This window comes from Evansella vedderi, from assembly GCF_030813435.1.
Classification (GTDB): Bacteria; Bacillota; Bacilli; order Bacillales; family Salisediminibacteriaceae; genus Evansella; species Evansella vedderi.
Genome location: NZ_JAUSUG010000002.1, coordinates 58,716 through 72,557, shown reverse-complemented (window position 1 = coordinate 72,557; position 13,842 = coordinate 58,716). Strand labels below are relative to the sequence as shown.

The following is a 13,842-nucleotide window of genomic DNA, read 5'->3' as shown; positions in this document are numbered from 1 at the left end:
TTGATTTAAATACACAAAAGAAGGAGTAAACAGTATGAAAGTATTTCAAAATCCAATATTACCAGGTTTCTATCCAGACCCATCCATCTGTCGAGTAAATGAGGACTACTATCTTGTTACTTCCTCCTTTGCCTATTTCCCTGGTGTACCTATCTTTCATAGTAAGGATTTAGTGAATTGGGAGCAGATCGGACATGTATTAGATAGGCCATCTCAGCTGCCATTAGATGGTCAAGGGCAATCACGAGGCATCTTTGCACCTACCATTCGCTATAATGATGGCATTTTCTATATGATAACAACTAATGTTGGGCAAGGTGGTAACTTTTTTGTTACGGCAACCGACCCTGCAGGACCTTGGTCTGATCCCTATTATTTGAATGCACCTGGTATTGACCCATCTTTATTCTTCGATGATGATGGAAAAGTCTATTATCATGGTACACGCCCAGCACCTGAAGGGGAAAAGTATAGTGGCAACTGGGAAGTATGGATTCAAGAGCTTGATTTAGAAACAAAACAACTCGTAGGAGAGCCACTAGGATTGTGGAGAGGGGCATTGAGGGATGTAATATGGCCTGAAGGTCCTCATATCTACAAAATTGATGACTATTATTATTTAATGATTTCTGAAGCTGGAACAGGGCATCACCATGCTGTTTCTATTGCACGAAGTAAAGATGTGACAGGTCCCTATGTAGGAAATCCAGGAAACCCGATTCTTACTCACCGACATTTAGGAAAAGATTATCCAATTGTAAATGTTGGACATTGTGATCTTGTGGAAACGCAAAATGGGGAATGGTGGGCCATAGGGTTGGCATCACGTATTTATGGAGGATATTATCGTAATCTTGGACGAGAAACCTTCTTGCTTCCTGTTAAGTGGGAAGATGGATGGCCAATTATGAGTCCAGGAACTGGTAAGTTGGAAATGACATATCCAATGCCAAACTTACCAGAAGTAAAGTCTCATATCCCTTCCGCATGTGACCATTTTGACGAGGAAAAACTCGATTATAAATGGAACTTCTTACGTACTCCAAAAGAAGAATTCTATAGCTTAGTGGAACGCCCAGGACATCTAAGTTTGAAGCTTAGACCTGAAAAGATAACGGAATTAGTTACCCCTAGCTTTGTTGGACGTAGGCAACAGCATATTGATTTTACAGCTTCTACTGTCATGGAATTTACACCATTAAGTGACAATGAAGAAGCGGGTATTGTGTTACTTCAAAGCAATGAGTACAACTTTAGCTTCGTTTATTCAAAAAATGGGGATGAAAAAGTAATTAAGCTAGTCAAATGTACAAATGGAGAAGAAGAGGTCTTAATGGAGTTGCCGGTAGATGCATCTAAATTATATTTAAAGGTTACGGCACAGGGGCAAGATTATAGCTTCTACTTTGGAATAAGCCCTACTAACTACCAGACACTAATGGAAAATGTAGATGGAAGAATTTTAAGTACGGATGTTGCAGGAGGGTTTGTAGGTACGGAAATCGGTCTATATGCAAGCTCTAATGGTAAAAGTAGCAATACTAAAGCTTATTTTGACTGGTTTGAGTATGCAGGGGTATAAAAAGGGTTTTTTATCGAATCTAATAACGAAATTGCATACAACATAAGAATCGATGTAGTTAGTGAAAGAAGGCAATTTTCCCACCCTTTGGGCACTGTGGGGCTTGCCTTTTTTCGTATATGGCAAATATGCTGTCAAGACTGTTATGAGGTTGTGATATATAGGAGACCTCCAAGCAGATGATAGTGTTTTACTATCTTCAAAGAGGTGAAAGTGGTGAATAGGAATAATAAGTTACTCTGGTATGAGGAACCAGCTTTAGATTGGAACGAGGCTCTACCTATTGGAAATGGTAGACTTGGTGGAATGGTCTTCGGTCAAGTTGATAAGGAAAGACTGCAACTTAATGAAGAGTCTGTTTGGTATGGGGGACCAAGGAATCGCAATAACCCTGATGCAAGAAGTAATTTATCAAAGGTAAGGAAATTACTTTCAAAAGGAAAAATCAAAGAGGCAGAAGAGCTAGCTTCCCTCGCATTTACTGGAATCCCTGAATCCCAACGTCACTATGAACCACTTGGTGATCTAATCATATATTTTGATCATAAGGGAAAGGAGTATTCCAAGTATAAGAGAGAACTAGATCTAAAAAAAGGTTTAGTACAAGTTCGATATACTTGTGATGATGTTGTTTATAACCGAGAGATATTTGCCAGCTATCCTAATCAAGTTATTGCTATTCGATTAACAGCTTCTAAAGGAAGATCTATTTCCTTTCATATGTACTATGATCGAGGTCATACAAGGAATTTAGATAATATGGAAGCAGTAAACTCCGATAGTCTTATTATGAGAGGTAAGACCGGAGGAGAAGAAGGGATTAGCTTTCGAAGTGCGGTCAAGGCAATAGCGGAAAACGGAGAAGTTACGACGATAGGAAATAGGCTGATTGTCAAAGAGGCAGATGTCGTTACTTTGTTATTAACTGCTGCAACATCCTATCGCTTTGAACAGCCTGAGACTCAATGTCTAGAGACAATAGTACATGCAGCAGAAATGACGTATGATGACTTACTCAAAACCCACCTAAAAGATTATCAAACTTTGTTTAACCGAGTTGACTTAGAGCTTGGTTATGAAAGAGATAAATGTGGATTACCAACGAATAGGCGATTGGAGTTGGTTATGAATGGTGAAGAGGACTCCGATTTAATGAGCACCTATTTTCATTTCGGTCGCTATTTACTTATTGCATGCAGTCGGCCAAATTCTCTACCGGCAACATTACAAGGTATATGGAACGCTAGTATGCTTCCTCCATGGGACAGTAAATATACGATTAATATAAATACGGAAATGAACTATTGGCCAGCAGAGGTTTGTAATCTGTCAGAATGTCACCAGCCTTTATTTGAACACATTGAAAGAATGCGAGAGCCAGGAAGGAAAACAGCAGATGTCATGTATGGATGTCGTGGTTTTACTGCTCATCATAATACTGACATTTGGGGAGATACAGCACCTCAGGACATATTTATTCCAGCAACCATTTGGCCTTTAGGAGCAGCTTGGCTATGTTTACACTTATGGGAGCACTTTGAATATACTGGTGATCTTGAGTTCTTAAGGAAATCTTATGAAACAATGAAAGAGGCTGCTTTATTTTTGGTTGATTATCTCGTAGAGACTCCAAATGGTGAACTTGTTACTGCACTATCAGTATCACCTGAAAACACCTATATTTTACCTAATGGAAATAAAGGAAGTTTATGTGAAGGTCCTTCCATGGATAGTCAAATTGTTTTTGCTTTGTTTACCAATTGTATTAATGCAAGTAAAATATTAGACTTGGATAATAGTTTTCAAGAAAAATTGGAAAGATTAAGAGAAAGACTACCGAAACCGAAAATTGGTAAACATGGACAAATCCAAGAATGGTACTTAGATTATGATGAAGCAGAACCAGGTCACCGTCATATTTCACATCTGTTTGCCCTTCATCCTGGCAAGCAAATATTACCAAGAAAGACCCCTGACTTGGCGAAGGCTGCTAAAATAACCTTAGAAAAAAGGCTTAAGCATGGTGGTGGTCATACTGGTTGGAGTCGTGCTTGGATTATCAATATGTGGGCTAGGTTAGAAGAAGCTGAGTTGGCTTATCAAAATCTATTAGAATTATTAAAATCGTCTACCTTACCTAATTTATTTGATAATCATCCGCCATTTCAGATAGATGGAAATTTCGGTGGAACAGCTGGAATTGCAGAGATGTTAATTCAAAGTCATGCAAATGAGATTCATTTACTTCCTTCTCTCCCTTTAGCGTGGAAAGACGGAAGTGTGAAAGGTCTTAAGGCGAGAGGGGCTTTTGAAATAAATATGAAATGGAAAAACTATCAGCTGAATCACCTAGCAATTTCGTCTTTAATAGGTGGCGAATGTACATTAAGATTAAATCATGCAGAACACTTAGTACAAAAATATAGTGGACAACTTAAAAAACAGGGGGATAATTTATATTTAATTAATACAAAACAAGGAGAAACCTATACATTTAATATTGAGTAGAACTAAGGTATTTATTCAATTTATAGATAGAAAAAAAGTTTACTAATATAATTAGTTAATTCAGAAAGGGGACGTTCTATGGAATTTAGTGGAGTAATGGGCGGTCTATTTAAAATATCGGAATGGATTACAAGATTAGCTTATGTTAATATTCTATGGATCTTCTTTTCCATATTAGGTTTATTTGTTTTTGGATTTTTTCCTGCTACAGTGGCTATGTTCACGGTAATGCGTAAATTGGTGCTTGGGGAAGTGGACATTCCTATTTTTCGAACATTCTGGACGGCTCTGAAAAAAGAAATCGTTAAAAGTAATATATTGGGATACATAGTCCTTTTATTTGGAGGTATCTTGTACTTAAATTTTAGTATTATACAAGAATCTACATCAAATATAGGTTATTTATACTACCCAACTTTAATTTTAATTTTCTTATTTATCCTAACATTATTTTATATTTTTCCTGTATATGTACATTTTCAATTTAATATTTTAACTGCTTTAAGAAATTCGTTGTTTTTGATGATTATTAATCCCCTAGCTACATTTACTATGATATTCGGAAGCATAGTAATATTTATAATTTTAGATTTCTTCCCAGCTCTGATAGTATTTTTCGGGGGCAGTGCATTTACACTTCTTTTTATGTCTATTTCAATGTGGGCATTCAACAAAATAGCTCTTAAGAGACAAACGAGTACTAAGGAAGTAGAAAGTGCTTAACTGAGTTATGGTAGGAAGGAGTCAACCTATTTTAGAGGCCACTGAAAAAGGCGTTCTTTCCTTTTTCAGTGGCCTCCCTATTTTATGGACTACCTTCTTTTTTTTATTTAAATTTTAGTTTCTACGTGTGGAAAACGATGCCCAGCTGGCAACGGATCTGGCTTATGACAAGTGCTCTTCATTTGATAATGGCTTCCAGTAGAAGAAGCAATATGGAACCCATGCATTGCTTCTAAAACGTGGTAGCCCATTTCCCCACTCGCACGATGCTTTTCTCCATAAATAATAGCTTCAGCCATTTCAGCTACACCGATCCCACGGCTGTTCTCATCATAATGATGGGTTAAAGGCACCTCAACGAATTCGTGCTCATCACGCTTCCTGATTTTCACTGGACCGTGGAAGGTATTTGGATCAGGAACAAGCAAAGTTCCTTCACTTCCATAAATTTCAATAGGTGGAAGTGAAGATCTACCGAAGGCATCAAAGCTGGTGGTAATCGTACCTATAGCTCCACTTGCAAAGTCGATAACGCCTGAAATATGGGTTGGTGTTTTTACTTCTAATTTTGTTCCTGCTTTCGGCTGACTTAAAATCGTTCTTTCAGGGTAGCTAATACGAGTAGAGCCTGACAGGCGAATCATTGGACCTAGCAGAGCAGTAAGTGCTGTTAAATAATATGGTCCCATATCAAACATTGGACCGCCTCCAACATCATAATAAAACGCAGGGTCCGGATGCCAATGTTCGTGCCCACGTCCAATCATGAAGGCGGATGCCCCAATAGGTGTTCCGATTTCTCCCTTTTCAATTACTTGGATAGCCGTTTGGATGCCTGCTCCTAAAAAAGTATCTGGTGCGCTGCCTACGAGAAGACCCTTTTCTTTAGCCTTTTCTAAAATTTGTTGCCCTTCTTCCATTGTAACTACTAAAGGTTTTTCTGTGTATACATGCTTTCCGGCCTCTAAAGCTTTCAGACAAACCTCTGCATGAGCTTTAGGGATGGTTAAGTTTATTACTAAGTCAATTTCCTGATCTTGAAGTAATTCATCCACCGTACAAGCCTTCGGGATGTTATATTTATTCCCTTGAGTTTGTGCTCTCCTGAGATCTAAATCTGCACAAGCTACAATAGCAAGATGATCAAATGTAGTGCAGTTTTGAAAATAAATGGAACTTATATTGCCGCAACCAACAATTCCTGCTTTTACAATGCTCATAAATTTCCTCCGTTTGATTGAAGTAATTATTGACTATCTCCCATACCTGTATAAGTTCCTTGCTTACCAGTATATAAACCAGAGTATAATTCCTTTCCTTCTGCAGCCCATAAGAGGCCTCTACGCATGATTTCCGTTACTTCTGGCATGGCTACAATATTTGCCACATGTCCTAAAGAACTATAGAAAACACGACCTAATCCCCAGCGTTTTGTCCAGACAACAGGCATATCCACTGCCTTGTTGTAGGAATGCGGTCCTTGTACTACAGGAAAACGAGTGGTTGCAAGAACTTCGACTGCAGGATCAACATGTAAATAATATTGTTCACTGCAAACCTTAAAGTCTTTGATACCTTCGAGTAACGGACTTGAAGAATGTTTAATGTTAACCATATACTCTACACCATCGTTTCCAGGGTGAGCCACCCAATTTCCACCAGTAATAAATTGCCAGTCTACGTTATTTCGGAAAGAGTCACACATTCCCCCGTGGCAACCTGCGATTCCCACACCACTTTGTATAGCTTCGGAAATATTTTGAACGTATTTCTTCGGGATTTCACCCATAGTCCAATGGGGAACAATCAAATCTAAACCTAATAGTTTTTCTGTATCTGCGTATGATTCCAGGGAGTTAGAAACTTCTACATCAAAGTTTTCTTCCTCAAGAATTCCTTTGTAAATATTTGCAACCTGCTCTGGTTCATGTCCGTCCCAGCCACCCCATACAATTAATGCTTTTTTAGACATCATAAATTCCTCCAATTTTTTTTAATGGACTACCCTGTAAATAGGTGGCACAAAAGATGGCACTTTATCTTTTGTGCCACCGAAGCAATGAGCGAAGCCGCCGCAATCTTTACAAAGGTAGCTATGAGCGGTTTTCTCATAGGTACCGTGCGGCGAGCGGAGCCATTGCCCGCGGAAAGCGTCCGCCTGTTACGGATTCGAGAGACAATGTACAAGTTTCATTCTCCATGGTGCAAATTTTTACTTGCATGGAGGTCTACTATGAAAATAACAGTCTCTTATGCTTTGCTTATGAATGTGCTTATAAATCAGACACCTTGATCCATTGGCGTTTTTCAATGGACATGTCGACTGCCTCTAATACTTGCTGACATTTTACCCCGTCTTTGAAATTCGGAACTGGCTGACGGTCCTCGCGGAATGCTTCCATCAACTCCACGACTTCATGGATAAAGGTATGTTCATAGCCAATTGTGTGTCCAGCTGGCCACCATACATCGGAATAAGCGTGTGCTGCATCCGTTGCTAAAACTCTCCGGAATCCTTGTACATCTTCCTTATCATCAACAAAATAAACCTGTAGTTCGTTTAATCGTTCAAAATCGAAAATAACACTTCCTTTGCTGCCGTTAATTTCAAAGGAATTAGTACTTCGGTGTCCAGTAGCAAATCGAGTAGCTTCGAAGCTTCCCAAAGCACCATTAGCAAACTTGGCCATGAATAACGTAGCATCATCCACAGTAACGGGTCCTTTCGGCGCATCTTTATCACTGCTTCCGGTAGCGGATAATCCTGTCATTTCCGTAGGTAGAGGGCGTTCTTTAATAAACGTTTCATTCATACCGATAACCTCGGAAATATCCCCGATGAGGTAGTGGGCCATATCAATGAGATGTGCTCCCAAATCCCCATGTGAACCGGAACCTGCAATGTCTTTTTGTAGTCTCCAAACAAGGGGGAAATCAGGATCAATGATCCAATCTTGTAAAAACCAAGCACGGAAATGATAAATATCTCCTAATCTACCTTCATCAATTAGCTTTTTTGCTAACATAACTGCGGGTGTAAATCGATAGTTAAAGCCAACCATATGTTTAACGCCAGCAGCTTCCACAGCTTCTAGCATTTCTCTGGAATCTTCTAATGTAAGCGCTAACGGTTTTTCGCAAAAAATATGTTTTCCAGCTTTTGCAGCAGCAAGAGTAATCTCCTTATGGGCATCACTTGGTGCATTAATATCAATTAAATCAATGTCATTGCGATTGACCAGTTCTTTCCAATCAGTTGTGTATTCTTCCCAGCCAAACTGAGATGCAGCCTCCGCTACCCCTTCAGGATTACGTCCACAAATAACTTTCATTGCAGGGCGAAGGTGCTTCGGGAAAAACATAGGCAGGTCACGATAGGCGTGGCTATGTGCTTTCCCCATAAACTTGTAACCAATCATTCCGATATTAATAGATTCCATATTTGCATCATCTCCTTTTATGTAATTTGTTTACAACAAGATGCTCTTTCCTTAAGGGTTACTGGCAGCCTTATATGAATTTGTTCTGTTATTTCATGATTCAGCATTTGTATTATTTTTTCAGCAGCTATCTTCCCCATGTCAAAGAGAGGAACCTTCACAGAGGTTAATGGGGGATTTACCATACTTGCTATATCTGAATCGTCATAGCCAATCAGGGCAAAATCTTTACCGACTTTGTAACCTAATTCGCTTAAGCCTTGCATCAGTCCGATGGCCATTCGGTCATTCGCTGCAAAGATGGCATCTAACTGCGGGATTAGAGGTGCAATCTCCTTGGCAATTTTAATCCCGCTTGATCTGCTGTAATTTCCTTGAAAAATCCAGTTTTCCATAGGCTCTATTCCTGCTTTCTTCAAAGCATCTTTATACGCTGCAAACCGTTCACTACTATTTGAGAAATCATTGGAGCCGTTTACAAATGCAATGTTTCGAAAACCTTTGTTGATTAGGTATGATACTGCTTTGTAGCTCCCTTCATAATGTTCAGCGTCAATAGTATGAAAGGGGTAATCTAGGTAGGTTTGATTGACAACTATGAAAGGAAGATCTAAATGATGAAGATGAATTAATGCTTCTTTGTCACTCTCATGGTTTTTAGCACCTAGAATAATACAGCCATCAATCTTTTGGGATTGAAATAATTGTACGTAGTTTTTTGGTTGGTCTGGTGGCTGGAAAACTAGGAGTAAGCTGTAGTTTGATTCTCCAAGCCTCCTTCCAATTCCACTTAAGATTTCAGAAAAATAATAAGTGGATAACATATGCACCTTTGGGAAAGATGGAACAATTACACCAATATTCCCACTCTTTCCTCGGGCAAAGCATTGTGCAATTGAGTTTGGCTGATAATTTAAGGCTTTTGCTGCCTGAAGAACCTTATTTTTCGTTTCTTCCCGAATAGGTCCCACATTGTTTAAGACACGGGACACAGTAGCTTCTGATACACCAGCTAATTTTGCAACATCCGATCTTTTAACTAAGGTATTCACCCCCAATAAAAAATAATGTACACGCGTTCATTATGCTTTATTTTTAGATAATTGTCAATTGTCACACTTGATTAGGGCAAAGATAAGAACGCTAGATGTGGAAAGGAAACTACACACCTTTAGGGGACACTCCCTTATAATCCTCCATTCATTCTTCGATACTGGTCAGGGGTGACTCCGACCATTTTATGAAAGGTAGCAACGAAGTGACTTGAAGAGCGAAATCCCACTTGAGCAGCAATTGATTTTATTGTTCTTAAGTTATTTTCTAGAAGCAGCTTTTTCCCCTTCTGAATGCGTAATTTTATAAAATAAATGTAGGGAGTGACATGTAAGTTTTTTCGAAATAGATCATTTAAGTAGCGTTTTGAAATTCCTAAAAAGCTGGCCATTTCCTCTAGTCCAACATCAGGGTTCCCGATCTCCTCTTTCATCCAATCAATTAGTGGATATAAGGTGGATAGTTGATTCGAACTAGTCATTGGAGTACTTCTTGCTTTACCATATCTATTCAATGTGATTAGAAAAGAATAAACATCCGTGGAAGCTTGGAGACTGAAAATATCGCTCTCCCTATCTCCCCGTTTAATTACCTCATCAATAAAGGTAGTTAGAGGGGTTTCTTGCTCCCAATGATAAAAACTAGATTCATTTATTTCAAGATTTTGAAGAATAGTAGCAACCATGCTACCATCGAATGTTAAATAAAAGGTTTCCCACGGGATACTAGCTTCAGGATCGCTTTCATACGAATGTTCCACGTGGGGGAACAATAATATCCCTGTATTCGGTGGCAATTTAACCGTATGATCTCCATAAGTAATCATCCCTTCCCCCTTTGCGGTCTGAATCCAATGATAGAAAGGGTAGCCATTAGGGCGAAAAATCTTCTCCTGATCCTTGTTACACCCAACCGTTTCCGCATACACAGGCAGCTTTGATTCATTTAAAGGTATGAAGAACTCTCTATGTTTAATCATTGTACTCCTCCTTAACAAAAGCTTGTTGCGACCGAAGGCTATCGTGACAGTTCGCCCTGTTATTTCATTTACATGACGTATTTAAGCGAACTCAAAATTATTTTCCTAACCTTTTATTCCATATATTGATACGAATTTCTATAATGTTATATTCAATCGTCTTTTGTATCCGTATACAATGTAATTATAATTATATCAAAAATGCTATGAATATTAGATTATTTCTTTTATTCGTAGGATGTTTTCTAAATATTTTTGAATAGCTAACGGAAATTACCTATTTACTAAAGGAATTATTAAACCTTAAAAAAGGAGACTACTTATTATGAAATCAATATCTGAAGTTGTTCCACATATGGCATATGGTGGAGATTATAACCCTGAGCAATGGTCGGAGGATGTATGGTTAGAAGATGCAAAATTAATGCAGAAGGCTGGAATAAATCTTGTTTCTGTTGGGATTTTCAGTTGGGCTGTGATTGAGCGAGAAGAAGATGTCTTTGACTTTGGTTGGCTCGATAAAATTATGGATATTCTCCATGAGCACGGTGTAGGTGTATGTTTAGCAACGGCAACGGCATCCACTCCTGCGTGGTTATCGAAAAAATATCCTGACTCAATTGCCGTGGGCAGAAATAAAAATCCGTATAACTTTGGGTCACGCCAGCATTATTCACCTAATAGTCCTTCCTATAAAAAAGCAATTAAAAAGCTAGTAACAAAATTAGCAGAAAGATATAAAGATCATCCTGCATTAAAGCTTTGGCATATTAATAATGAATATGGGTGTCACGTATCTGAATGCTTTAGTGAACACTCTGAAGCAGCCTTTCGTGACTGGTTAAAAAATCGCTATGAAACAATCGACGAATTAAATGCCCGATGGGGGACAAACTTTTGGAGTCAACGATATAATAATTGGGAGGAGATACAGCTTCCAGTAAGTCTACCAACCTTTTATAATCCTGGGCAAATGTTAGACTACAAGCGTTTTATGAATGATGCACTGTTTAATTTGTATAAAATTGAAAAAAGTATTTTACGAGAAATTACTCCAGAAGTTCCTGTATTCACTAACTTCATGTATGAATTTAAGCCGTTGGACTATTTTAAATGGGCAGATGAGTTAGATGTGGTTACGTGGGATTCCTATCCCGATCCACGGGAGGGTATTCCCTTTGCCCATGCAATGCAACATGATATTATGAGAAGCTTAAAACAAGGACAACCATTTTTATTAATGGAGCAAGTTTCCAGTCAAGTGAATTGGAGAGATATCAATTTAACGAAGGATCCTGGGGTTATGAGATTGTGGAGTTATTCCACCGTCGGACGTGGTGGAGACGGGATTATGTTCTTCCAATGGAGACAAGGATGGGCAGGTGCTGAGAAATTCCATGGTGGAATGGTACCCCATTCTAACGACGAAGAAAGTAGAGTATATCGAGAAATTAAACAATTGGGTAATGAGTTGAAGAAGCTAGACTCTCTTGTTGGTGCTACGACTCCGGCAAAGATAGCTATCATATTTGATTGGGAAAACTGGTGGGCAGTGGAGCTGGAAGGAAAACCACATAACAATTTAGATTATGTTCGACGAGTGCAAACGTATTATAAAGAATTATATGAACGAAATATTGCAGTTGACTTTGTCCGAGCGGGTGATGACCTTTCTAAATATGAAATCGTTGTTGCTCCAATGATATATATGATTAAACCAGGAGAAGCAGAAAATCTAGAGCAGTTTGTTTCCGATGGTGGTACATTGCTTGTATCATTCTTTAGTGGAATTGTAGATGAAAATGATCGAATTCATTTAGGGGGATATCCTGCTCCCCTTAGAAAACTCCTTGGGATTAGTGTTGAAGAGTTCGTGCCATATGCAGAGAATGGGAATAACGAGATTATCTTTAATGGACAAACGGCTACATGCTCCATGTGGACAGATATTATTCGGTTAGAAGGGGCAAAGGCAATTGCCACATATAAAGGTGGCTGGTATAAGGGTAAACCTGCTGCGACAGTGCACAATTTCGGAGATGGAAAAGCAGTTTATGTCGGTACAGAACCTGAATCGAAGTATGTTGGTCAATTATTAGAAGAGTTACTTCAAGAAAAAACAATCGAAGCACCTCTTCAAGCTCCACCTAACGTAGAAGTGTTACAACGAAACACAAATGATGCAAAGCATCTGATTATTGTGAACCATAATACAACAGAAGTTAATTTAACATTACCAGATGAATTACAATACACGAATCTATTAACAGGTGAAACAATAACATCAACAATTACTATAGAAGGTGTAGGAGTGGCTGTTCTCCGTTATTGATTTTCATAGAATGTTATTCATTCTAAAGCCTAAAGGTTATTCGTTATCTTTAGGCTGTCTTTTTTATTTAACAAGTGACAGGCACCATTAAAAGGAGGAAATACTTATGTCTGTAGGATTGTTAGCGCATTTATTTGGAAAGTTACCTTATAAGCAATTGGCATACAAAGTTAGTTCCCATGGTTTTAAGCACGTGCAATTGGCCTTATGGAAAGCAGTAGAAGATTACGATTTTTCTAAGCCAGGTTTATTAAACCCAGGTTTAGCGAAGGAAATAAGAGAGGAATTTGCTAAACATGGTGTTTCCATTTCTGTCCTAGCTTGTTATTTACATTTCTTCGATCGCAATGAAGTTCAACTCCGTGAAAATGTTGAGCGTTTTAAAGAATTAATTCGGTATGCAAGTTTTTTAGGGGCACCTGTTGTAGCAATGGAGGTGGGGCGGCCTTCTGGAGAGGCAGACGAGAGTAATTGGCTTCGATTAAAGGCGACCATCGAAGAGCTTGTGGAAGAAGCGGAAAAATGGGGCGTTTTTGTTGGAATCGAGCCTGCCAACGGTCACCTTATTGGTACTGCTGTCGAATTACACCAAATGCTAGAGGAAGTCCCTTCAACAAATATTGGTGTGGTATTAGATCCAGGGAATTTATTAACGGCAGAAAATTTCCATCAACAAGATGATATTATCAAAGAAGCCTTTCAACTATTAGGTAGTCGCATTGTTGCTTGTCACGCAAAAGATCGTGTGTTCAGGGAGGATGGGAAGTTGGATGAAGTTCCTCCTGGAGAAGGGGATATGAATTACCAATTATATATGAAGCTCTTAGATCAATATAAACCACATTGTAATATCATTATGGAAGTAACAAAACCACATGAAATGAAAGAATCAAAGTTTTACATTGAAAAAATCAAGCAGTTAAATTTAAGATAACTAAAAACTTTAAATAGTAATAGTTTGCACATACCTGTTTCATTACTAATGCCTTAAGGCTACATATACCTTAAGGCATTTTTTCTATTATAAAGACTATTTATAAAAACTTTGTTGCTTTTTGAAAGCATAGAGAAGCGGAAACCGTCCGCCAGTAGCTTCTCTAAGCTACATAATTACTAAAAAACACAAATCTTTAAAAAAACAATTTTTACAAAATATTAAAATTGTGTTACTTTTCAAAAGTGTTTTAACATTTATTATCTACAAACGCTTACATTCTAGTTATAA

10 protein-coding genes are annotated in these 13,842 nt (G+C 38.4%); 5 read left to right on the top strand and 5 right to left on the bottom strand.

Annotated features, from left to right (window positions below):
- Window positions 1-34 precede the first annotated feature (34 nt).
- The 3 genes from J2S74_RS02790 (at window position 35) to J2S74_RS02780 (ending at window position 4,813) form a co-directional block, all read left to right on the top strand.
- The gene (locus J2S74_RS02790; protein ID WP_307321567.1) at window positions 35-1,582 is read left to right on the top strand and encodes a glycoside hydrolase family 43 protein; all 1,548 of its coding nucleotides are present in this window, start codon (window positions 35-37) and stop codon (window positions 1,580-1,582) included.
- A gap of 216 nt (window positions 1,583-1,798) precedes the next feature.
- Complete coding sequence (locus J2S74_RS02785) at window positions 1,799-4,090, top strand: glycoside hydrolase family 95 protein (protein ID WP_307321565.1); 2,292 nt, start codon at window positions 1,799-1,801, stop codon at window positions 4,088-4,090.
- A 78-nt stretch (window positions 4,091-4,168) separates the two neighbouring features.
- On the top strand, window positions 4,169-4,813 hold the full coding sequence (locus J2S74_RS02780; protein ID WP_307321563.1) for a YesL family protein: 645 nt from the start codon (window positions 4,169-4,171) through the stop codon (window positions 4,811-4,813).
- Between the two features lie 107 nt (window positions 4,814-4,920).
- Here the strand turns inward: J2S74_RS02780 and J2S74_RS02775 are convergent, their stop codons facing one another.
- From J2S74_RS02775 to J2S74_RS02755, 5 genes are all read right to left on the bottom strand, one after another.
- Window positions 4,921-6,033, bottom strand: a complete 1,113-nt coding sequence (locus J2S74_RS02775) for a Gfo/Idh/MocA family protein (RefSeq protein ID WP_307321560.1) — start codon at window positions 6,031-6,033, stop codon at window positions 4,921-4,923.
- Between the two features lie 26 nt (window positions 6,034-6,059).
- On the bottom strand, window positions 6,060-6,785 hold the full coding sequence (locus J2S74_RS02770) for a ThuA domain-containing protein (RefSeq protein WP_307321557.1): 726 nt from the start codon (window positions 6,783-6,785) through the stop codon (window positions 6,060-6,062).
- Between the two features lie 301 nt (window positions 6,786-7,086).
- Window positions 7,087-8,253, bottom strand: coding sequence for a Gfo/Idh/MocA family protein (locus J2S74_RS02765; RefSeq protein WP_307321555.1), 1,167 nt, complete (start codon window positions 8,251-8,253; stop codon window positions 7,087-7,089).
- Between the two features lie 17 nt (window positions 8,254-8,270).
- Window positions 8,271-9,305: a LacI family DNA-binding transcriptional regulator gene (locus J2S74_RS02760; RefSeq protein WP_307321551.1), complete on the bottom strand. Its 1,035-nt coding sequence runs from the start codon at window positions 9,303-9,305 to the stop codon at window positions 8,271-8,273.
- A 134-nt stretch (window positions 9,306-9,439) separates the two neighbouring features.
- On the bottom strand, window positions 9,440-10,285 hold the full coding sequence (locus J2S74_RS02755; protein WP_307321549.1) for an AraC family transcriptional regulator: 846 nt from the start codon (window positions 10,283-10,285) through the stop codon (window positions 9,440-9,442).
- 325 nt (window positions 10,286-10,610) lie between these two features.
- On the opposite strand from J2S74_RS02755, the gene J2S74_RS02750 reads away from it, so the two are divergent.
- Complete coding sequence (locus J2S74_RS02750) at window positions 10,611-12,617, top strand: beta-galactosidase (RefSeq protein WP_307321546.1); 2,007 nt, start codon at window positions 10,611-10,613, stop codon at window positions 12,615-12,617.
- 106 nt (window positions 12,618-12,723) lie between these two features.
- Entirely contained in the window at window positions 12,724-13,551 is an 828-nt protein-coding gene (locus J2S74_RS02745; RefSeq protein WP_307321543.1) for a sugar phosphate isomerase/epimerase family protein, read from the top strand.
- Window positions 13,552-13,842 lie beyond the last annotated feature (291 nt).

Bases quoted from the DNA above. Each gene is read 5' to 3' on its own strand.
- J2S74_RS02775 (WP_307321560.1), bottom strand. From the start codon at position 6,033: ATGAGCATTGTAAAAGCAGGAATTGTTGGTTGCGGCAATATAAGTTCC.
- J2S74_RS02745 (WP_307321543.1), top strand. From the start codon at position 12,724: ATGTCTGTAGGATTGTTAGCGCATTTATTTGGAAAGTTACCTTATAAG.
- J2S74_RS02780 (WP_307321563.1), top strand. From the start codon at position 4,169: ATGGAATTTAGTGGAGTAATGGGCGGTCTATTTAAAATATCGGAATGG.
- J2S74_RS02755 (WP_307321549.1), bottom strand. From the start codon at position 10,285: ATGATTAAACATAGAGAGTTCTTCATACCTTTAAATGAATCAAAGCTG.
- J2S74_RS02770 (WP_307321557.1), bottom strand. From the start codon at position 6,785: ATGTCTAAAAAAGCATTAATTGTATGGGGTGGCTGGGACGGACATGAA.
- J2S74_RS02750 (WP_307321546.1), top strand. From the start codon at position 10,611: ATGAAATCAATATCTGAAGTTGTTCCACATATGGCATATGGTGGAGAT.
- J2S74_RS02765 (WP_307321555.1), bottom strand. From the start codon at position 8,253: ATGGAATCTATTAATATCGGAATGATTGGTTACAAGTTTATGGGGAAA.
- J2S74_RS02790 (WP_307321567.1), top strand. From the start codon at position 35: ATGAAAGTATTTCAAAATCCAATATTACCAGGTTTCTATCCAGACCCA.